This is a genomic window from Streptococcus sp. Marseille-Q5855 (genome assembly GCF_946901985.1).
Classification (GTDB): domain Bacteria; phylum Bacillota; class Bacilli; order Lactobacillales; family Streptococcaceae; genus Streptococcus.
Genome location: NZ_CAMPPR010000003.1, coordinates 1 through 18,382, shown reverse-complemented (window position 1 = coordinate 18,382; position 18,382 = coordinate 1). Strand labels below are relative to the sequence as shown.

Genomic DNA, 18,382 nt, shown 5'->3' with positions numbered 1-18,382 from the left:
AATGACAGCAGGACAAACTAAATTAGCCACTATGGTTAACCCAGAAGTAATGGCGGACATGGTTTCCGCTAAACTACCTAAATTGATTAAATTCACCCCACTTGCTTATGTGGAGACAGCGCTCCAAGGCCAACCGGGTAACACTCTAACAGTTCCAGCATGGGAGTATGCAGGAGATGCGACAGAGGTTGGAGAAGGTCAAGCTATTTCTCCAGACCAATTGACTACTAAAAAGACTACTATGACCATCAAAAAGGCTGCTAAAGGTTATGAAATTACCGATGAAGCTCTTTTGTCAGGTCTTGGTGACCCACTAGGTCAAGCTACTTACCAGCTTGGTTTGGCTATTGCCAATAAGATTGATAACGATCTTGTAGAAGTTGCTAAAACCGCAACTCAGCATGTATCAGAAGCTCCTACTACTATTGAGGCAATTGATAAGGCTCTTGATATTTTTGAGGATGAAGAAGATGCACAGTATGTTGCTATCGTCAACCCTAAAGATGCTACTAAGCTAAAAACTGCAGTAGCGAAAGAATGGATTAAAGGTTCAGAGCTTGGAGCAAATATGGTTGTTTCCGGAACCTTTGGTGAAGTTGCTGGTGTGCAAATTGTACGCTCTAAAAAAGTTGATGAAGGCAAAGGATTTATCGTCAAAGTCTCTCCTAGCCAAACTCAGACAGATGATGCCAATAAATACGGTGCATTTGTGATCATGCTAAAACGTGATGTGGCTATCGAAACAGACCGTGACATCCTTAAAAAGACAACGGTTATCACAGGTGATGAACATTATGGTGTTTACCTATACGACCCTACACGAGTTGTAAAATTCGGTGAGTAAGAGGTGACGATATGAGCTTATTGCTACGACGTCATTATATCCAAGAGGAGCAGGATAGCCAGTATTCTGATTTAGAGAATAAGACTTTAGAAGAGTTGAAGAATCTAGCTAAGGAAGCTGGCATAACTGGTGCATATAAGTTATCAAAAGCTGAAATTGTAGAGGTGTTGGAGGATTTAAAAAGTGAAATTTAAAGTCAAACGAGATTTCTATGATTGGGAATCAAATGTGAAACGACTGGCAGGAGAGGAACTTGAGATTACTGAGGAGCGCTATGCTGAGCTGGCTGACAATTTTGCCAGCAACGGTGTCGCTATCTCAGACGTTCTTGAGGAAATCCTCCCTGAACCCGAGTTCTTAGAAGAGGATTGATATGTCTATAGAGTTGCTGAAGAAATTAACAGGCGAAGAAGATACTCAGCTTCTCATGTTGCTCCAAACAAGGGCTACAAATCTTATCTTGTCAGAGACTAATCGCACATCTTTGACACCTGCTTTAAGTCTCTTAATACCTGAGGTTGCTATCGAGCTCCACAATCGATCAGGAGCGGAAGGAGAGCACTCTAGGACTGAGGGTGGTATAGCAGTAGTCTACGGAGAAAACGGCCTGTCTACGGGTCTTCTACAGCGTATACGCATGCATAGACTAGCAAGGGTGGCAGGCCATGTTTTTGAAGCAGAGTAGACTGAAACCTTATCCGATGCGACGGTTTGAAAAGACTGTCACTGAGGAGGGTGTCGCAAAAGAAGGATATGCCAAGGAAGCTGAGACAGTCCGTCTTGAATTGTGGCCAGCTAGTAGTAAGCTACAATCTGAATTGTATGGCGAGCGTGTCAACGACATTTTGAACGCAAATGCCAACAAGTCAGCTACTATCAAAGTGAAAGATGGTGTGTGTATCGATAGCCAGACAGAAGTGACTCACAGGGTTATTTCTAAAAAGGTCTACACACATCATCAAGTTTTGGAGTTAGAGCGTGTCAGAGCTACTAGGGGCAGATAGACTTATAGCTAAATGTAGACGATTGGCTAGTAAAAAAACTGGCGAGGATATCGTCTTACGTGCGGTACACAATGCTGCTATAAAGGTTGTCCAAGCTGATGCAAGAAGACTCGCACCAGCGAGAGATGGAGAACTTATAATTAGTATCAAAACTAGAGCAAAAATGGACGGAGATAAGGCTATAGGCGAAGTTTACACCAACCTTAAATACGCTCCTTACGTTGAGTTTGGAACGGGACCTAAGGGTCAGGCTAGCCATTCTGGTATCTCTCCAGAAGTCAGCGTGACTTACAAGTCTAATCCTTGGTATGTGCATGAAGACCAAATCAATGTAGGGCCTTACCACTTTCAAAAGATTGGGGAGTTCTACAAGATGTATGGTCAACCTGCACAGCCTTATCTTTATCCAGCTTTGAGAGACAATCAAGAGCGTGTGTCTAAGAATATTTCGAATTATGTGCGTAGAAAGATAAGAGAACAAATAAAATGATCAATATCAAGCCTGTTATTTATAAAGAATTGCAAAAGGTCGCAGATAATGTGACTGATACTTATCCTAGCGATTGGGAGACTTTTCCAGTCGTTATTTTTTTGGAAGAACAAAACAAGCCCGGAGAGTGGTTTGACGACCAGGAACAAAAATCATCTATCCGCTACAAGGTGGATATCTTTGATGATACCAGCACTAGTGAGTTAGCTGTTAAAATCAATCAGATTTTTGAGTCTTTAGGTTTGCGAAGAACCGACTGCCAAGACGTACCAGACCCGTCACATTTGAGACATAAGGTCATGCGTTTTGAAGGTGTTGTTGACTTACACTCAGAGCTTGTTTTTCAATTTAGAATGGAGAATTAAACATGTTAGCAAATGGAATTACGTTAGCTTATGGTACAGCTAAAGGAACTTATACTAAACTTGCTGGGTTGAAAGAAGTACCAGAGTTTGGTATTGAGCCTGAAAAAGTAGAGAACACTACTCTTGAAGACAAAGTTAAAAAGTATGAATTCGGTATTGGCGACGCAGGGGAATTGGAGTACAAATTCGCTTATAAGAACGACGGAGAAACCGCACCTTATCGCGTATTGCGTAAAGCGGCAGACAACAAGACGAAACTCTTCTTTGAACAAACTTACCCAGACAACACTAAAGTTCATTTTGAAGGTCAAGTATCTGTTAAGCTTGGTGGTGGCGGTGTCAATGCCGTTATCGAGTTCACCCTTAAAATTGCTTTGCAGTCAGAGTTGGAATTTGTAGACGGTCTTGGAGGTTAATTAAATGGCGTTAAAATACACAACTTGGAAAGTTACTGATGAAAAAGAGTTGAAGCTACGTTTGACATCTCATCAAGCTGCAACTGTGGAAGAAAAAATCGGCATGAACTTGTTAAAGATTTTTATGCCTGAAGCTGGTGAAGAATTCACTTTACCGCCTTTGAAAGTTATGTTGTTGTTAGTTCATGGAGCCTTGCAGCAGTATGAACATGGGTATTCCTTTGAGGATGTCTACGATCTATACGATGAATACGTGGATAATGGTGGAGACCAAACAACCTTCATGACAGAGGTTTTAATGCCACTCTTTGAAGTGTCGGGTTTTACTCCACGAGGAAGCAAGGGCAAGAAAACTTCCAAGAAGAAAATGACAGTAGTCGAGTAATCTTAACGGTAACGCAGATTATTGAGAGGCTTTATCCTATGTTTTTGGACATCGGGGGTAAGCCTCTTGATTTTTGGGATTTAACGGTGCTTGAAATCAGGGAAATGATTGAAAGCTACAACCGTGTCAAAATCCAAGAGCGTAAAGAAAAGATTATTGACTCGTACATACTTTCGCAGATGATATCCAACCACATTTCCTTATTGTTATCCAAAGATGCCAAGGTCTTTGAGTTCTGGGAATATGCGCCTGAGTTGTTTGTAGAAGAGCAACAAGCGGTAGAACAGGAACGGCAGAGACAAGCGTTTTTGTTGCATAAGGAACGGATGCGTGATTTTGCAGAGAGACACAATCGAAAAAGGAAGGAGGAAGTAAATGGCAACTCTTGATGAATTGAAGGTCATGATTGACGCTGAGATAGCGCCTTTCAGGAAGAAGATGAAAGAAGTCGAGAATCAGGTCAAGGGGACATCTGACCAAGTGAAGAATGCCACTGCTAAAGTTCGTGAACAGTCGAGCTCAATCGGTAGTGCGTTTGGCAAGCTAGCTAAGTTCGCTGGTTTTGCAATCCTTGGTAAGAAATTGCTTGATGTTGGGATGTATTCAACGCAGACGGCTCTTGAAGTAGCAGCGTCTATGAACCAAATCAAGCGACAGATGGGCGAGAGTTCGCAATCTTTCTTAAAATGGGTTAACGATAACGCCAACGCTATGAACATGGGTGTGGGTGAGGCGACCAACTACGGTGCAGTCTACTCAAACTTATTTTCTGGATTTATAAAAGATACCAACAAGCTAAGCGCCTATACTGCTAAGATGTTGCAGACATCGGCAGTTGTTGCTGAAGGTTCAGGGCGCACGATTACAGACGTTATGGAGCGGATTCGCTCAGGTTTACTAGGGAACACGGAAGCGATAGAAGACCTAGGAATCAACGTCAATGTAGCTATGATTGAGTCCACTGAAGCCTTCAAGAAGTTCGCAAACGGACAAAGCTGGCAACAGTTGGATTACCAAACCCAGCAACAAATCCGCCTTATGGCTATTCTGGAACAGGCTACAGCCAAGTATGGAGATACCTTATCCAACTCAGTCAACGGTAGTATCAGCCTGTTTAAGTCGCTGATGAAGGACGCAGCATTGAACCTTGGTAACTCTATGTTACCGATTATCAATGCCATTATGCCTGTCTTGAACTCTTTTGCTATGGTTTTGAAGAACGTTACGGCAAAACTAGCTGAGTTTATCGCTTTGATGTTCAACAAGAAAGCAACAGTGAAAGATGGTGTCGGTGGAGCAGTTGGAGACATGGGTAACGCCATGAAAGACGCTGCAGGCGGAGCAGGAGACCTTGCTGACGCAGTAGATGACGCTGGAGATTCAGCAGGAGGGCTTGCTGATAACCTTGGAGACTCGGCCAAAAATGCTAAGAAGGCCGCTAAAGAATTGCTAGGTCTAATGGGATTTGATGAGATTAACATCTTGCAAAAACCAAAAGACGACGCTGCAGGCGGTTCTGGAGGCGGTGGTGGAGGCAAAGGTGGTAAAGGAAAGGGAGGCGGTGGCGGACCTTTCAAAGACATCTTGCCAGAAGTCGAGTTGACCGACATGGATAACCAGTTCAAGAGCATTTTCGATGGTCTTGGAGATAAGCTGAAAGGGTTGTTTGACCTCTTCAAGAAAGGTTTTGATGCAGCATTTAGACCAGAAGGTATAGAACGCATTAAGACCGCCTTAGACCAAATAGCTAAGACAATGGGAGAAATCGCCACTGATCCAAGAGTTGTGAATGCCTTTAACCGAATGGCTGAGAAAATCGCTTATGCTTTAGGGCAAGTGACAGGCTCAATAGCTACTATCGGTCTAGGTATCGGTGTTTTCCTTGCCGAAAGTATTGCAAATGGTCTTGGAAGGCAAAAAGAACGCATTACCAGAGCGCTAGTCGCTTTGTTTGATAATATTGGTAACATTGCAGAGGCAGTAGGAAACATCGCTCAGGCCTTTTCTAGTGCTTTCTACGACGTCATTACTTCAACTGGTGCGGTTCGTATAGGTAGTGCTATTGTGTCAACATTTTTGAGTTTGAGTTCAAAAGCTGTTGAGATTGGAAGCAAACTTGGTGGTGATTTATTCAAGGGCTTAGAACGCATTGTGACAGATAACGCTCCGAAATTATCAAGTTCCTTACAGGGAGCTTTAGATGCGATTGCTCCAGTATTCGAAACAATAGAGAAAGCAGTGAACCGTTTTGGAGATGCGTTTAGCCGTGTGTATGATGAGCATGTTAGCCCATTTATAACAACTCTTTCTAGCGGTATTTCTCAAATTGTATCAGTCTTTTTAGACAGTTTTGACAACAATGTTACTCCAGCACTTCAAAGATTCTCTGATGGATTTGAAGATGTCTATAACAATCATATCGGTCCAGCTATTGATTCTTTAAGTCAAGCTTTTGGAGGACTGGTTGATGTTCTCAAACAAGTCTGGGAAGATAATATGCAACCTTTTGCTGAGTTCTTAGCCGATACATTCGGTATCAGCATTGGTGAAGTTGCCGATGTGCTAGGCGGAGCTATTTTAGAGGCTTTAAAAATTCTAGCTGATACAGTAAAAGTCGTTAGCGATGCTTTCGTTGCTTTTTCCGATTGGTGCAAGGATAACCGAGAGATAGTTTCAGCCATGGCCACTGCAATCGGTCTGGTATCGACAGCTTGGGAAGGTATTAAATTCATGTCTTGGGCTGAGCAGGCTGGTGGTCTTGCAGCAGGAATTGGTAAATTAAGTGGAGCTTTCACTGATTTAGTTAGTGCGGTAAAAGGATTAACAGTTGATAAGATAAAAGATTTTGCAGAAAGCGTGTATTTGAATACCTTATATGCAAAAGATTTTGTGGTCAATTCAGGTAAAACAATTGCACAGCTAGGAAAAACTGCTTTAGAACTTGGTAAATCAGCACTAGCGTGGGGTGTTCATGCAGCACAAATGGGACTTGCAGCAGCCGCAGAAATCGCTCAATCGGTTGCAGCAGGAGTTGCAGCAGCCGCAACATGGGCGCTCAATGGAGCTATTGCGGTATTGACCAGCCCGATAACCTTAGTTATTGCTGCTATTGCAGCTTTGATTGCTATCGGTGTCTTGCTCTACCAAAACTGGGATACTGTTGTCGAGTTCGCTAAAACTGCATGGCAAGGACTGTGTGATTTTATCAGTGGTATTTGTCAAGCGATTGGCGAATTTTTCAGCGGTCTATGGACGAAACTACAAGAAATCTTTGAGCCGATAGGTCAATGGTTTGGCGAGAAATTCCAGCAAGCATGGGACGCCATTGTAAACATATTCTCTGGTATCGGAGAGTGGTTTTCTGGTGTATTCCAAGGTGCATGGGATGCTATCGTTAATATCTTCACACCAATCGGCTCATGGTTCGGACAACGTTGGGCAGATGTGACTAATGCTTTGGCTAATATTGGAGCATGGTTTACGGATATGTTCCAAAAAGCATGGACTGGTCTAACAAACATCTTTAGCAAACTAGGTTCATGGTTTGGCGAGAGATGGGCAGATGTGACTAATGCGTTATCCAGTGTTTCAAACTGGTTTGGTGAGATGTTCACTAATGCTTACAACGCTGTAAAAGATGCTTTCAGTTCTATCGGTGACTTCTTTAAAGGTGTTTGGGATACTGTTAAAAGTATCTTCGTAAACGCTGGTCAGATGGTCGGTGAGGCAGTAGGTGGAGCGTTTAAGAGTGCTGTCAATGCGGTTCTTGGAACGATTGAAAATGTAGTCAATGGCTTCATCGGAATGATTAATGGTGTTTTAGATGTTGTCAGAAACTTGCCTGGTTTGGGATGGATTGGAAGTGTAAGCTCAGTTAGCCTCCCTCGTCTTGCCCGTGGTGGTATCGTTGATAGTCCAACTATTGCCATGATTGGTGAAGCAGGTAAAGAGGCGGTCGTACCACTTGAAAATACAGGATTTATCCAAACACTTGGGCGAGTTGTCAGCAGTGCGGTAGTAAATGCCATGGCTGGTGTAAGTCCACAAGGTGGATTTTCTGGTGACGGCGACATCGTTATCCAAATCGCAGGACATGAGTTCGGACGGGTAGCCATCCAAGAAATCAACAAGGAACATGAACGAGCAGGTCAAACCTTGCTCAAGATTTAGGAGGTTAAATGGCACAATTGACAATCAATGGGGTGGCTGTGAAGCCTCCCAAATCTTTTCAGGTCGGTATTCAAGATATCGATGGAGAAACAGGGCGTAATGCCAATGGCGATATGGTGCGTGACCGTATTACGACTAAGCGTAAGTTAGACTGTGAATGGGGTATGATGACTCAAGAAGAAATGAGTCAGCTTTTAAATGCCGTGTCAGCAGTCTTTTTTGAGGTTTCCTACCCTGACCCCGTTAAAGGTCAGACAACTGGGACTTTCTACGTCGGTGATAGGACAGCTCCAAGCTATACCTTTACTGAGAAGTTCAAACCTTGGTCTGGCGCTAAATTTAATCTGGTAGAGAGGTAAGAAAATGGACGCTTTAACTAGACGACAATTTGACAGAGCCATGTTTGCCAAGGAAAGGACGCTGGCTATCCGTGTTGGAGACTATGCTTCACGAGATATCAAAGAGGCTAGCTTTGAGTATGGCTACATCAAAGGTGATACATACAAGCCCGGTGGAACGTGTGCTGGTAGCGGTAAGATTACCTTTACCAGTATCATTACCACGTTCAATAAGCTGGATATTCTACACCCTGAGATTGGTCTACTTGTTGGGGATACCTACCAGTGGGTCAAGATGGGGGAATACTTCATCAACGATATTGAGATTGACCGAAACCGAAACACTACCACGCTGGAGCTCATGGACGGTATGTTTAAGCTCAATCGTGAGTATGTGACGGACTTGCATTTTCCGGCTGAGGTACGAGAGGTTATTCAGGAAATCTGCCTAAAAACGGGCATTGAGTTAGCGAATGACTATTTCGGAATCAGTGCTATGCGTTACCATGTCGAGCAAGTTCCTGAAGGTAAGAAACTTTCCTTTAGGGATATGCTGAGTGCTATGACTCAGATGATTGGGATGTCTTGCTTCTTCAACCGAGAAGGTAAGATGGAAATCCGTGATTTAACTGAGTCAAATATCACGATCAACGCTGACAGTTACTTCTTACATGGCTTGACCAAGAGTGAGATTGAGTATCAGATAGCTGGTATCACTTGTAAGACAGATAAGAAGTCTCTGACAGTCGGTATGAAGACAGGTCGGTCTTTGGAAATGGACAATGTCTTCATGACCCAGAGCGCTTTAAATGACCTGTATTACAAGTTGAAAAACCTGACTTACTACCCTTATAATCTCAACTACCAAGGACATTTGTTACTTGAGGTTGGGCAGTGGGTAACCATTCAGACCAACAAGAAAGAAACCTTTAAAGTTCCTGTGTTAAGTCAGAGCTTTACTTTTAAAGGCGGTCTGAGAGGTCGTATCAGTGCAGATAGTAAGGCTGGAAACGATACTCAGTATTCTTACGAGGGTACGATTACCAAGCAGATTAAGCAACAAGATGGCATTGAAGCGAAAATCCAAGCACAGATAGAAGCAGCAGACGCAGCCTTTGAAGCAGAGTTTGAGAAACGTAAAAAAGTGATTGATGATGCAATCGAAAAATACAAAGAAAATGCCGAAGAATTTGGCGCCAAAATCCACGAGGAAATGGAGAAAGAGCGTCCTGAGTTCGTGAAGCGAATCCGTGAGGAGCTGATGAGTGGTGCTGACTCAATTGCTGAATTAAGCAAGAAACTGGAGCAGGTCAGTGAGACTGCAAGGGTTAACGCTAGTCTGATTGGTGGTGACGGAAATACTCAGTACAATAAGAACCGCCTCAATGGTGGCACGGCCAAGAAAATTAGTTATGGAACGGATTTCGTGGAAGTCGGTCACAATGGAGAGGGTTTTGAAATTGGCAAAAAATACGTCATCAGCTGGTCAGCAACCTGTACGCCTTACGGTAAGACAGATGTGACTGTGGTAGTCAATAAGACACCGTTTTACGGTGGCCACGTTCATTTAGCGCCTGCTAATTCGGTCATGCCAGCGATTGATAAAGACCTGACCCAGAAAGAGGAACAGGTCTTAGCGGTCTACTACGGTGCCTATCGTCTGACATTCTCAGGCGACTGGTATCAGAACGTAGAGCAGTCTGTGACGATTGACAATCAGACAAGACGGATTGAACTAGCGCCAGTCTACAAGACGGTTGCTGATGGGCAACATGCTAGATATGACGGAAGTTGGAACCAAAATCCAACTTTTATTTTTGACGGAGGTAGAACATGACAGAGACAATCCCAGTAAGGGTACAACACAAGCGTATGTCAGCGAGTGACTGGGCAAGTAGCACTCTGGTCTTACTAGATGGCGAGTTAGGTATTGAGAGTGATACTGGTAAGGTTAAGGTTGGAAATGGCTCTGACCATTTCTCAGCTCTTCAATATCTGACTGGTCCCAAAGGAGACCGTGGAGAACGTGGGGAAACAGGACCACGAGGCGCAGACGGTGTCATGCGGTTCGAGAATCTGACGAGTCAGCAGAGAGAGGGCTTGCGTGGCGAAAATGGCCACAGCTTAAATGCGAATGTACGTATTGAGGGAAGCTATCGAAACGGTGCGACTAGTCGGTTAAATTTGATCGCGGACGTCTACTATGACGGAACACGGTTAACCAGTGGCTATACTGTTGATTATTACTACAGAGGTTTTGGGAATAACAACTGGCAAAGCTTGCTGAGCCAAACGCCTGATGCCAATGGAAAGTTTGGCCAGTGGAATGCTTCTCAGCGTTCAGGAGACTGGTTTGAGGTCTACATCGTTGTAACGCACAACGGCATTAAAGCAGCTGCTAGCACACGGCTTGACAATGTTAGTGACGGTGCAAGGGGGGCGAATGGTGCAACGGGTCCAGCAGGACCGGCAGGACCGACAGGAGCTAGAGGTGCAGATGGAGCGCCTGGTCAGAACATCGTCAACCAAAACGGTGGGCAACCGATGAAGTATTGGTCTGGTACAAGGGCTCAATATGACGCGATTCCTAACAAGGATAGCAATACTATCTATGACATCTATAGTAGTTCGTAGGAGGTAGTATGACTAGAGAAGGAATTTACGTGGGTGGCAAGGAAGTTGTTGAAAGATATATAGGAGATAAGCTAATCTGGAAAAAATACAGATTTCGAATTGTAAATACTTTGCCATTGACTATATCAAATATTAACTATCAGTCAGCTACTTTAGTTTGCCGTACTCAATTCTGGCACCGATATGAAGAATTAAAATCAGGGTACTACTATTTGAGAATAGAAGAAAAGTTTGTTAAGGTATATGCTTATAATTTATCAACAACTAGTCCATCTTTTATGTTTTTACTAGGTCAAAACGAAGATGCAGGAGTAGATGAAGCAAGCAAGCGTCAAGCTTTATCTGATTTGACACGAAACTGGTTTAGAGATGATTATAAAGATATTGTTTTATATGACAGAATGAGGTAACACATGGACATAACCATTCAAAACGTTCGGTCGCCTGCTCTTGAGCACAACGGGCGGTATTACAAAGTCTTTCAGCCACGGTCACGAGATGAACTGCTGAAACTGCACCACATGGGTTGTGTGGGAGATACGGTGCTGACGGATATCCAGCTTGAGCAGGGTGATTTTCCTACTAGTTTTGTGGAGCCTACTGTAACGCAACGTACTCTATCTGGTCTCTTCAAGGATATGCGTTCTATTGAACTGGAATTAAGAGACCCAAACAGTACTCTATGGGGCAAAATCCAGCAGAATAACCAAGGGGCGCTGACTCAGTTCTTTGATACAAATGTCAAGAGCGCTATCGCTCAGACGGCTAGAGAAATCAGGCAGGAAGTGCGAGACGCTGCTAACAGTGCGAGGGTACAAGTGACGCCTGAAGGTGTGACCATCGGCTCTACTACCTTAACGGGTGAGCAGTTAGCCTCTACCATTTCGACCAGTTCGAAAGGTGTGGACATCATCGCTCCAAAAGTCAGGGTGAAATCTGACATGATTGTGGATGGTGCGGTGACTGCTGGTAAGTTAGCAGCTGGGTCTGTGACTGCTGAAAACATCCAAGCTGGGGCTATCACAGGCGATAAAATCAGCGTAGACGATGCCCTGATTCGGAATTTGACCGCTAGAGATGCCTTGATTGACAAGCTGACATCTAAACGTATTTTTGCGACTAAGATTGAATCTGTTGTATCTAGCTCAACCTTCCTACAAGCCTATCAAGGTGAAATTGGAGGTTTCACCTTGGGTCAGTTTGACAATGGAGGTGGACGCTGGATTTCTGGTGTTAATCAATTCTCGGTCGGTATGGGGAATGGTGCTGGTTATGGCACTAAGACAGCTTTCTGGGCTAATTGGGGCGATAACTGGAACCAAGCAGGACCGAATTCTTGGCATGTGGACACAGATGGGCAGATGTATTGTAAGAATACAGTTAGTTTTTATGGGAAAGTTGACTTTTCTGGCTCTACAAACGTTAATTTCTATAGCAAGATTAATGCTAATAAAGGTATCTGGACAGGAAATGCAGATATTTATGGTGCTGGGTCAAATCCGGCTGGAGGAGAGAATGCCGTCGTCTGGTGGAATCAAATCACTACAGCAAAATGGAGAGGCTATGCAGGTATTACTTCGAGTTCAGATAGACGCTTGAAAGAAAATATTAAAGAGAGTCCAGTTAATGCTCTGGATAAAATCCAAGCATTGAACATGGTCTCTTTTGATTTCATCGAGAACCAGAAACACGAAGAGGTTGGTTTGATTGCGCAGGAAGTGCAGGAGGTAGTCCCTCATGCAGTTGAAACAGATGAAGTAACATCTTATCTGTCTATCAACTATTCAAAGTTCGTCCCCTACTTGCTGAAGGCTGTCCAAGAACTAGACCAGAAAATCAAAGAAATGGAGAACACACATGGATAATCACACAATCGACAAGCTAGTCGCTGAGTCGCTCGCTAACCGCTTGGCTGAAGGCGAATTGGATCGTGCGCATTTAGAAGCGCACTATACGCTGGCTTTAGCTGAATTACGGGGCTTTAAAGCCGTGCTGGAATATGAACCAGCCCTCAAAGAACTATTTGACGAAATGCAAGCAAAAATGAAAGGAAGTAACAAATGAGCTATGAACTTGCAATCAAGCCCTACTTGAAAGGTGGGGAAAATGTAACAGTTGTCGCCATCAAGATGGAAAACAAGGGGCGCTATTCTTATGAGCAGTGCGAATTGCTAGGTGACTATACACAGGATAGTGAGGACGCCCTTATCCAAGCGGTTTTAGAATTGGTTCGTACCGAACTTGACCCTACAAGCGCAATCGTCAAAAACCAAGAACAACTGGCTAAGACGACGGAAGCGCTGGAGAGAGCCAACCAGCTCATGGATGGCATGCAGAAGGTCAATCTCCAGAATGCTCAGGATATTGAGGATATCTTAGCGCGATTGGAAGAGCTGGAAGTTCAAGGAGAGCCTGACCGGGAGGAGAAAGAAGAGGCAGACGAGGAAGCCCCTCAGGTTACGGACACAGAAAACCAAGCTGATGAACCAGCACCAGCGCAACCAACTACTGAACAACCAGTAGCAGAAGCGCCTACACAACCAACCCCAGCGGTAGAAGATAAGAAAGAAAGCGAGAAAGAAGATGACATTTCTGAAACGACAAACCAAGAGAGCCCTAGTGAAGACAATGGAGGTAGCAGCAATGAGTAAGATTACACTAGATCAAGCAAAAATCGATATGTACATCAACCTACTGGAACGTGGAGCAGTTGACTTTTCGTGGGTACATAAACGCTGGAAAGACCGTGTGCGCAAGGAATTGAAGCGACGTGGTTTGAGCCATCTGGCAGACTAGCGAGGTGTTTATGGACGTCTTTGAAAAAATAGAACACTTTTTCACTAGCGTAATGCCAGTGCTAACTCCAACAATCATTGCTTGGATAAGCTATCGGTTGCCGAAAAAAACAAAAGAAGAAACAGATAAAATCGTCTCGGAACTAACCGATGTCAAGAAACAGATTGAAGATGTCCAGACTACCGCTAAAGATAGCAATTCCAAAATCGATGAAGTACAGGAAAAGCTAAAAGTGCACGACGAGGCGCATCTAAATACTATGAAGTTGCGCCTTGACCGTGATATGCGACGGGCTATTCGTAGAGGGTTCACTTCAAAAGACGAATTTTCCCTAGTGGAAAGTCTGCACAAAAGCTACAAGGCTTTAGGAGGTAATGGCTACATAGACCGCTTATTCAACGATTTTGGAAAATTGGAGATTAAGGAAGACATCTTAGTAGATGATTAGAAAGAGGTGCAGAATGGTCTGTAATCTCAATATGACCAATCTCGCACAGATTGACGGCGGTCACCTGATTAAGCAAGGGGACTTGGCTTCCACCTTTGGTTTTGCCCTCTTAGACGAAGACTACCAAGTGATTTCCTCTCTGGAAGGGGAGGAGGCGCTGATTAGTCTGACCAAGGAGGGCTACCAGTGGAAGAAGCAGGTAACCGTTACCAGTCAAGGTGTGAGTTTTCATCTGGACGCTATCTTGCCGATTGGGAGTTATCGCTTGGAAATCACGGCTGGAGGCTATGTTTTTCCCAGTGATAAATCTGTCCATATCCAGATAGTCGCCTCAGATAAGGAATTGGTCACAGAAGAAGTCCATGCTTTAAAGGAGCTGGATATTGCAAAAGAAGTTGAGAAACAACTTGCAGAAAGGCCTGCAAGCGAAGGTGGAGTATGTCCGGAATTTCCAGACCTACTCTTTTATTACAATTTAGGAAAGGTGTAACACAAAATGGATACTACAAAATTAACAGCATTCGCACAGGCAGTGGGGGAAGATGTCAAAGGAATCAAGCAGGATATGGATACCAAGGCGACAACTGTTGCCATGAACCAAGCTATCTCTCAAGCTAAATCAGAGGTCAAGGCTGAAATCTTGGGAGAAGGTACCCCTGAAAATCTTGACACACTGAAAGAAATTGCGGAAAAAATCACAAGTATGGGACAAGACGAAAACGGCGCACTTCTTGGCAAAGTAACTGAAGTCAGCGGACGTGTAGACCAGATTGCCAATGTTGACTTGGTCGCAACCTATAACGCAGCGAAAGCGTGAGTGCTATGAGTAACCTTGAAAATCTAGCAAGAGCAATCGGTGAGGATGTCAAGGCAATCAAAGAAGATTCAGAGTTAAAGGATAGGGAAGTCCAGGAAAGACTGGGCTCCCTTGAGAGTAGACCGAGAGTCAATCCAGAAACCCTCGTTACAAAAGCGGAGCTGGAAGAGAAAGGCTACTTGACCTCCCACCAAGACTTGTCTACTTATGCCCAAAAATGGGAGTTGTACAATGATATCCCAATCAAGGCTAGGATTTCCGCCTTGGAAAATCGCCCGTCATTTGACAATCTGACATCCAGCCAGAGAGAAAGCTTAAAAGGGGAAAATGGACATAGTTTGAATGCCAGCGTTCGTATTGAGGGTTCTTATAAGAATGGCTCTACTAGCCAATTGAATCTGTTTGCGGATGTATTCTACGATGGCGAAGCAGTCACGAGTGGCTATACTCTTGATTACTACTACAGAGGTTTTGGGAATAATAGCTGGGGTGTTTTGAGAAATCAAACGCCTGATGCAAATGGTAAATTTGGTCAGTGGAACGCTTCTCAGCGCTCTGGTGGTTGGTTCGAAGTCCGTATTGAAGTGAATTACAGAGGATTGAGAGCCTCTGCTTTTACTCATTTGGATAACATCAACGATGGCGAACGAGGAGCAACGGGAGCTCCTGGTCAGAACATTGTCAATCAGAACGGTTCGCAGGCACTCAACTATTGGGCAGGTACGCAAGAGCAGTACGATGCTATTACTACCAAAGACCCTCACACGATTTACGATATTTTTAAGTAGGTGAAGCTATGAGAGATAGAGTAAGAATCATGTTAGGCAATCAGGAGATTGTCAAGCGCTATATTGGTGATAGGTTGGTGTGGGAGGGTTTGAAAAGTGTTACCATAAAAGATGTGACTCTCTCTTTTTTTAAAAATTATAGTCTTTTTGTATATAAAAAAGATATAAAAACAACTCTTGGAGATAAGAAAATAACAAAAGTAAGAATAGGCGCTAGCGAATTCCCGTTGATCACGACAAAATCGGTGGGTATCTCTGATAATTCATACACTTTTCATTTGAGTAGCGAAACAATTGAAAACTTCAAACGCGTAGGAGTCACAACGGGGTATATTAGCCTTGATATCACATTCTATTATGAATAAGAAAGGAAACAACACATGACACAATTTAACGAATTTATCATCGCTTTTGCGACAGGATTTTTAGCAGTAGCAGTAGGCGGTATCGTGAAAGCAGTGAAAGACTATCTTTTGCGAAAAGGTGGAGAAAAAGCGGTTATTATCGCTGAAATCCTAGCCAAGAACGCAGTAAATGCCGTTGAGCAGGTAGCTGCTGAAACTGGCTACAAGGGAGATGAAAAGCTGGCACAGGCTCGCGCTAAAATTAGTGCAGAGCTGACCAAATATAACATCAGCATGACGAACAAAGACTTGGATACCTTTGTAGAGTCAGCAGTGAAGCAGATGAATGACGCTTGGAAAGGACAAGAGTAATGGATATCGATACAAGCAGACTACGTACAGGCTTGCCCCAGGTTGGGGTGCAGCCTTACCGACAAGTACATGCTCACTCAACAGGCAACCGCAACTCAAGCGCTCAGAATGAGGCGGACTACCACTATAGAAAGGACCCTGAACTTGGTTTCTTCTCTCACATTGTTGGGAATGGCCGTGTCATGCAAGTAGGCCCTGTAAATAACGGATCTTGGGACGTTGGGGGCGGTTGGAATGCGGAAAGCTATGCAGCAGTTGAATTGATTGAAAGCCATTCAACTAAAGAAGAGTTCATGGCTGACTACCGCCTCTATATCGAACTCTTACGCAATCTAGCAGATGAAGCAGGTTTGCCGAAAACGCTTGATACAAGCAGTTTGGAAGGTATCAAAACGCATGAATACTGTACCAATAACCAACCAGACAACCATTCAGACCACATTGACCCGTATCCATATCTAGCCAAATGGGGCGTTAGCTGTGAACAGTTCAAGCAGGATATTGAAAACGGCTTGACGATTGAGGCAGGCTGGCAGAAGGACGATACAGGCTATTGGTATGTACACTCAGACGGCTCTTATCCAAAAGACAAGTTTGAGAAAATCAACGGAACCTGGTATTACTTCGACGGCTCAGGCTACATGCTTGCAGACTGCTGGAAGAAGCACTCAGACGGCAACTGGTACTACTTTGACCAATCAGGCGCAATGGCGACAGGCTGGAAGAAAATTGCTGAGAAGTGGTACTATTTCGACGTAGAAGGTGCCATGAAGACAGGTTGGGTCAAGTATAAGGATACATGGTACTACCTCGACAGCAAAGACGGTAACATGGTATCAAATGAATTCGTCAGAGCAGGTCAAGGCTGGTACTACATCAAACCAGACGGAACAATGGCAGACAAGCCAGAGTTCACAGTAGAGCCAGATGGCTTGATTACAGTTAAATAAATAGAAAGGAAACTTTCTAAATTGTTCTTTCACCGCAGGCTCAGGCTTGCGGTTTTTTTGTTTGCTCTGAAATTGACTTGTTGACATCAACAAATAGCTTTACAAAGCGCTTGGTTGTCAATTTTGTTGACGTTAACAAAATTAGAGTTTGTATTTCTATTTTGCAAAAACACGCATTTTGAACGATTAGAAATCAAAATCTAAATCCTATTGTTCAAAAAAGCGTTTTCTTGAAGAATAGGGAGGAGTAATGGCAGGGTATTATTGTCAAAAACGGTGTTTTGTTAAAAATAAAAAAACAGTGACCGAAATCACTGCTTATCAGTTGTAGCAAATTCATAAAGTTTTTCCGCTGTGAGAAGTGCCATTTTGTCCATACTTGTTTTTCCTTTTCTGAGGTCAGAAACGGTAGTCCATGGAACTCCAGCGCCTTGCGAAATAGCAGATGTAGACATCGAACTGTCTAACAATTCTTGAATAACTTTTCTCATCTTATTTGTCCTTTTTGTTTTTTAGATAAATGTATACATTAATTGCAATTATAAAAATAGCTATTGCACTAACCATTGCATTTCCTCGTTCCATTTGATAAAATAGAGGTGTGAGGGGCTTTCGCCCCAACCTCTTAGCGTTTACCTTTTTCTTTTGCGGGATTTCGGTTTACGCTTTTTGTTTTGCCTTGCGACCGTTATTGCGGTCACTAGACTTGCGATAGCAGTTACTGTTTCAGGAATATTGTCTATTGCCTTTTCAAGTAACCTAAGCCAATCTTCTTTGTTCAACTTCATCACCCCCTTTCCTTATCTTGATTATATTATATCACGGTATACCGAGAAAGTCAAGAGTTTTGATGGAGTTTTTTTATTTTATTTTTTTAAAAAAAGACCGTGAGTAATCACAGTTTTCTATTTGTAAACTATTAGAAGTAAATTGAAACCTTCTCAACTATACGGGCAAAGATGATTGTAAAAATGAATACGAAGATGAATACGATTTTAAAAAACGATGGAAATTAGTGTAAATGATTTTAAGGAAAAATAAGTAAAAACTCAACTATTTACAAGTGATGATAACTATTTGTAAACGTTTTTCACTTATGGTATAAACAGCTCACGTCTTCCTAGTCCCTTGAAATCAGTGGGTTTTCAGTAGGTCAACCAAAAGTGAATACGAGATTGAATACGGCATGACTTTTAGCTTGAACGGATGAAATCCATAAGC

The 18,382-nt window shown here is 43.3% G+C and carries 27 protein-coding genes and 2 pseudogenes; 27 read left to right on the top strand and 2 right to left on the bottom strand.

Annotated elements, in window-relative coordinates; all coding sequences use genetic code 11:
- The first annotated feature begins 1 nt into the window (after nt 1).
- The 27 genes and pseudogenes from OC529_RS04290 (at nt 2) to OC529_RS04160 (ending at nt 17,161) form a co-directional block, all read left to right on the top strand.
- Nucleotides 2-844 carry a N4-gp56 family major capsid protein gene (locus tag OC529_RS04290; protein WP_262081564.1) on the top strand — a complete coding sequence of 281 codons (843 nt, stop codon included), beginning with the start codon at nt 2-4 and terminating at the stop codon, nt 842-844.
- Between the two features lie 11 nt (nt 845-855).
- Nucleotides 856-1,038 carry a Rho termination factor N-terminal domain-containing protein gene (locus tag OC529_RS04285; RefSeq protein ID WP_262081563.1) on the top strand — a complete coding sequence of 61 codons (183 nt, stop codon included), beginning with the start codon at nt 856-858 and terminating at the stop codon, nt 1,036-1,038.
- Nucleotides 1,028-1,216, top strand: coding sequence for a hypothetical protein (locus OC529_RS04280; protein ID WP_262081562.1), 189 nt, complete (start codon nt 1,028-1,030; stop codon nt 1,214-1,216). The genes OC529_RS04285 and OC529_RS04280 overlap by 11 nt, the downstream gene beginning before the upstream one ends.
- Before the next feature lies 1 nt (nt 1,217).
- The gene (locus OC529_RS04275; protein WP_000021220.1) at nt 1,218-1,529 is read left to right on the top strand and encodes a phage head-tail connector protein; all 312 of its coding nucleotides are present in this window, start codon (nt 1,218-1,220) and stop codon (nt 1,527-1,529) included.
- Nucleotides 1,510-1,848, top strand: a complete 339-nt coding sequence (locus OC529_RS04270; RefSeq protein ID WP_000478943.1) for a hypothetical protein — start codon at nt 1,510-1,512, stop codon at nt 1,846-1,848. Before OC529_RS04275 ends, OC529_RS04270 begins: the two co-directional genes overlap by 20 nt.
- On the top strand, nt 1,823-2,338 hold the full coding sequence (locus OC529_RS04265; protein ID WP_262081561.1) for an HK97-gp10 family putative phage morphogenesis protein: 516 nt from the start codon (nt 1,823-1,825) through the stop codon (nt 2,336-2,338). The genes OC529_RS04270 and OC529_RS04265 overlap by 26 nt, the downstream gene beginning before the upstream one ends.
- Nucleotides 2,335-2,703: a hypothetical protein gene (locus OC529_RS04260; protein ID WP_050242960.1), complete on the top strand. Its 369-nt coding sequence runs from the start codon at nt 2,335-2,337 to the stop codon at nt 2,701-2,703. Before OC529_RS04265 ends, OC529_RS04260 begins: the two co-directional genes overlap by 4 nt.
- 2 nt (nt 2,704-2,705) lie before the next feature.
- Nucleotides 2,706-3,119 carry a phage tail tube protein gene (locus OC529_RS04255; RefSeq protein ID WP_049515339.1) on the top strand — a complete coding sequence of 138 codons (414 nt, stop codon included), beginning with the start codon at nt 2,706-2,708 and terminating at the stop codon, nt 3,117-3,119.
- Between the two features lie 4 nt (nt 3,120-3,123).
- Nucleotides 3,124-3,504 (top strand): DUF6096 family protein, encoded by a 381-nt coding sequence (locus tag OC529_RS04250; protein ID WP_071208933.1) that lies wholly within the window; start codon nt 3,124-3,126, stop codon nt 3,502-3,504.
- Nucleotides 3,505-3,542: 38 nt separating this feature from the next.
- Nucleotides 3,543-3,893 carry a hypothetical protein gene (locus tag OC529_RS04245; protein ID WP_164226349.1) on the top strand — a complete coding sequence of 117 codons (351 nt, stop codon included), beginning with the start codon at nt 3,543-3,545 and terminating at the stop codon, nt 3,891-3,893.
- Nucleotides 3,880-7,674: a hypothetical protein gene (locus OC529_RS04240; RefSeq protein ID WP_262081560.1), complete on the top strand. Its 3,795-nt coding sequence runs from the start codon at nt 3,880-3,882 to the stop codon at nt 7,672-7,674. The genes OC529_RS04245 and OC529_RS04240 overlap by 14 nt, the downstream gene beginning before the upstream one ends.
- 8 nt (nt 7,675-7,682) lie before the next feature.
- Nucleotides 7,683-8,033: a DUF6711 family protein gene (locus OC529_RS04235; RefSeq protein WP_164226351.1), complete on the top strand. Its 351-nt coding sequence runs from the start codon at nt 7,683-7,685 to the stop codon at nt 8,031-8,033.
- A 4-nt stretch (nt 8,034-8,037) separates the two neighbouring features.
- The gene (locus tag OC529_RS11740) at nt 8,038-9,849 is read left to right on the top strand and encodes a pblB (protein WP_316043899.1); all 1,812 of its coding nucleotides are present in this window, start codon (nt 8,038-8,040) and stop codon (nt 9,847-9,849) included.
- Complete coding sequence (locus OC529_RS11735; RefSeq protein WP_316043898.1) at nt 9,846-10,646, top strand: hypothetical protein; 801 nt, start codon at nt 9,846-9,848, stop codon at nt 10,644-10,646. The genes OC529_RS11740 and OC529_RS11735 overlap by 4 nt, the downstream gene beginning before the upstream one ends.
- 8 nt (nt 10,647-10,654) lie before the next feature.
- Nucleotides 10,655-11,056, top strand: coding sequence for a hypothetical protein (locus OC529_RS04220; RefSeq protein WP_262081559.1), 402 nt, complete (start codon nt 10,655-10,657; stop codon nt 11,054-11,056).
- Nucleotides 11,057-11,059: 3 nt separating this feature from the next.
- Nucleotides 11,060-11,437: pseudogene (locus tag OC529_RS04215) on the top strand (gp58-like family protein); the annotation flags it as partial.
- A gap of 138 nt (nt 11,438-11,575) precedes the next feature.
- Nucleotides 11,576-12,511: pseudogene (locus tag OC529_RS04210) on the top strand (tail fiber domain-containing protein); the annotation flags it as partial.
- Nucleotides 12,504-12,710 carry a hypothetical protein gene (locus OC529_RS04205; protein WP_262081558.1) on the top strand — a complete coding sequence of 69 codons (207 nt, stop codon included), beginning with the start codon at nt 12,504-12,506 and terminating at the stop codon, nt 12,708-12,710. The pseudogene OC529_RS04210 and the gene OC529_RS04205, both read left to right, overlap by 8 nt.
- Nucleotides 12,707-13,297, top strand: coding sequence for a hypothetical protein (locus tag OC529_RS04200; protein WP_262081557.1), 591 nt, complete (start codon nt 12,707-12,709; stop codon nt 13,295-13,297). Before OC529_RS04205 ends, OC529_RS04200 begins: the two co-directional genes overlap by 4 nt.
- Nucleotides 13,290-13,442, top strand: coding sequence for a hypothetical protein (locus OC529_RS04195; protein WP_173214043.1), 153 nt, complete (start codon nt 13,290-13,292; stop codon nt 13,440-13,442). Before OC529_RS04200 ends, OC529_RS04195 begins: the two co-directional genes overlap by 8 nt.
- A 10-nt stretch (nt 13,443-13,452) precedes the next feature.
- Nucleotides 13,453-13,890: a hypothetical protein gene (locus OC529_RS04190; protein WP_262081556.1), complete on the top strand. Its 438-nt coding sequence runs from the start codon at nt 13,453-13,455 to the stop codon at nt 13,888-13,890.
- Nucleotides 13,891-13,903: 13 nt separating this feature from the next.
- Nucleotides 13,904-14,380 carry a carboxypeptidase-like regulatory domain-containing protein gene (locus OC529_RS04185; protein ID WP_262081555.1) on the top strand — a complete coding sequence of 159 codons (477 nt, stop codon included), beginning with the start codon at nt 13,904-13,906 and terminating at the stop codon, nt 14,378-14,380.
- Between the two features lie 6 nt (nt 14,381-14,386).
- Nucleotides 14,387-14,707, top strand: coding sequence for a hypothetical protein (locus OC529_RS04180; RefSeq protein ID WP_262081554.1), 321 nt, complete (start codon nt 14,387-14,389; stop codon nt 14,705-14,707).
- A gap of 5 nt (nt 14,708-14,712) precedes the next feature.
- Entirely contained in the window at nt 14,713-15,495 is a 783-nt protein-coding gene (locus OC529_RS04175; RefSeq protein WP_262081553.1) for a hypothetical protein, read from the top strand.
- A gap of 8 nt (nt 15,496-15,503) precedes the next feature.
- Nucleotides 15,504-15,860 carry a hypothetical protein gene (locus tag OC529_RS04170; protein ID WP_262081552.1) on the top strand — a complete coding sequence of 119 codons (357 nt, stop codon included), beginning with the start codon at nt 15,504-15,506 and terminating at the stop codon, nt 15,858-15,860.
- Between the two features lie 15 nt (nt 15,861-15,875).
- Nucleotides 15,876-16,211 (top strand): phage holin, encoded by a 336-nt coding sequence (locus OC529_RS04165; protein ID WP_262081551.1) that lies wholly within the window; start codon nt 15,876-15,878, stop codon nt 16,209-16,211.
- The gene (locus tag OC529_RS04160; RefSeq protein WP_262081550.1) at nt 16,211-17,161 is read left to right on the top strand and encodes an N-acetylmuramoyl-L-alanine amidase family protein; all 951 of its coding nucleotides are present in this window, start codon (nt 16,211-16,213) and stop codon (nt 17,159-17,161) included. Before OC529_RS04165 ends, OC529_RS04160 begins: the two co-directional genes overlap by 1 nt.
- A 311-nt stretch (nt 17,162-17,472) precedes the next feature.
- Here the strand turns inward: OC529_RS04160 and OC529_RS04155 are convergent, their stop codons facing one another.
- The gene (locus OC529_RS04155) at nt 17,473-17,652 is read right to left on the bottom strand and encodes a hypothetical protein (RefSeq protein ID WP_023937752.1); all 180 of its coding nucleotides are present in this window, start codon (nt 17,650-17,652) and stop codon (nt 17,473-17,475) included.
- A 141-nt stretch (nt 17,653-17,793) separates the two neighbouring features.
- Nucleotides 17,794-17,943 carry a hypothetical protein gene (locus OC529_RS04150; protein WP_162489709.1) on the bottom strand — a complete coding sequence of 50 codons (150 nt, stop codon included), beginning with the start codon at nt 17,941-17,943 and terminating at the stop codon, nt 17,794-17,796.
- Between the last annotated feature and the right edge of the window lie 439 nt (nt 17,944-18,382).

What these genes read in the sequence shown, in the direction of transcription:
- OC529_RS04290 (WP_262081564.1), top strand. Translation starts at nt 2, where the DNA reads ATGACAGCAGGACAAACTAAATTAGCCACTATGGTTAACCCAGAAGTA.
- OC529_RS04285 (WP_262081563.1), top strand. Translation starts at nt 856, where the DNA reads ATGAGCTTATTGCTACGACGTCATTATATCCAAGAGGAGCAGGATAGC.
- OC529_RS04275 (WP_000021220.1), top strand. Translation starts at nt 1,218, where the DNA reads ATGTCTATAGAGTTGCTGAAGAAATTAACAGGCGAAGAAGATACTCAG.
- OC529_RS04270 (WP_000478943.1), top strand. Translation starts at nt 1,510, where the DNA reads ATGTTTTTGAAGCAGAGTAGACTGAAACCTTATCCGATGCGACGGTTT.
- OC529_RS04260 (WP_050242960.1), top strand. Translation starts at nt 2,335, where the DNA reads ATGATCAATATCAAGCCTGTTATTTATAAAGAATTGCAAAAGGTCGCA.
- OC529_RS04255 (WP_049515339.1), top strand. Translation starts at nt 2,706, where the DNA reads ATGTTAGCAAATGGAATTACGTTAGCTTATGGTACAGCTAAAGGAACT.
- OC529_RS04250 (WP_071208933.1), top strand. Translation starts at nt 3,124, where the DNA reads ATGGCGTTAAAATACACAACTTGGAAAGTTACTGATGAAAAAGAGTTG.
- OC529_RS04245 (WP_164226349.1), top strand. Translation starts at nt 3,543, where the DNA reads ATGTTTTTGGACATCGGGGGTAAGCCTCTTGATTTTTGGGATTTAACG.
- OC529_RS04240 (WP_262081560.1), top strand. Translation starts at nt 3,880, where the DNA reads ATGGCAACTCTTGATGAATTGAAGGTCATGATTGACGCTGAGATAGCG.
- OC529_RS04235 (WP_164226351.1), top strand. Translation starts at nt 7,683, where the DNA reads ATGGCACAATTGACAATCAATGGGGTGGCTGTGAAGCCTCCCAAATCT.
- OC529_RS11740 (WP_316043899.1), top strand. Translation starts at nt 8,038, where the DNA reads ATGGACGCTTTAACTAGACGACAATTTGACAGAGCCATGTTTGCCAAG.
- OC529_RS11735 (WP_316043898.1), top strand. Translation starts at nt 9,846, where the DNA reads ATGACAGAGACAATCCCAGTAAGGGTACAACACAAGCGTATGTCAGCG.
- OC529_RS04220 (WP_262081559.1), top strand. Translation starts at nt 10,655, where the DNA reads ATGACTAGAGAAGGAATTTACGTGGGTGGCAAGGAAGTTGTTGAAAGA.
- OC529_RS04205 (WP_262081558.1), top strand. Translation starts at nt 12,504, where the DNA reads ATGGATAATCACACAATCGACAAGCTAGTCGCTGAGTCGCTCGCTAAC.
- OC529_RS04200 (WP_262081557.1), top strand. Translation starts at nt 12,707, where the DNA reads ATGAGCTATGAACTTGCAATCAAGCCCTACTTGAAAGGTGGGGAAAAT.
- OC529_RS04195 (WP_173214043.1), top strand. Translation starts at nt 13,290, where the DNA reads ATGAGTAAGATTACACTAGATCAAGCAAAAATCGATATGTACATCAAC.
- OC529_RS04190 (WP_262081556.1), top strand. Translation starts at nt 13,453, where the DNA reads ATGGACGTCTTTGAAAAAATAGAACACTTTTTCACTAGCGTAATGCCA.
- OC529_RS04185 (WP_262081555.1), top strand. Translation starts at nt 13,904, where the DNA reads ATGGTCTGTAATCTCAATATGACCAATCTCGCACAGATTGACGGCGGT.
- OC529_RS04180 (WP_262081554.1), top strand. Translation starts at nt 14,387, where the DNA reads ATGGATACTACAAAATTAACAGCATTCGCACAGGCAGTGGGGGAAGAT.
- OC529_RS04175 (WP_262081553.1), top strand. Translation starts at nt 14,713, where the DNA reads ATGAGTAACCTTGAAAATCTAGCAAGAGCAATCGGTGAGGATGTCAAG.
- OC529_RS04170 (WP_262081552.1), top strand. Translation starts at nt 15,504, where the DNA reads ATGAGAGATAGAGTAAGAATCATGTTAGGCAATCAGGAGATTGTCAAG.
- OC529_RS04165 (WP_262081551.1), top strand. Translation starts at nt 15,876, where the DNA reads ATGACACAATTTAACGAATTTATCATCGCTTTTGCGACAGGATTTTTA.
- OC529_RS04160 (WP_262081550.1), top strand. Translation starts at nt 16,211, where the DNA reads ATGGATATCGATACAAGCAGACTACGTACAGGCTTGCCCCAGGTTGGG.
- OC529_RS04155 (WP_023937752.1), bottom strand. Translation starts at nt 17,652, where the DNA reads ATGAGAAAAGTTATTCAAGAATTGTTAGACAGTTCGATGTCTACATCT.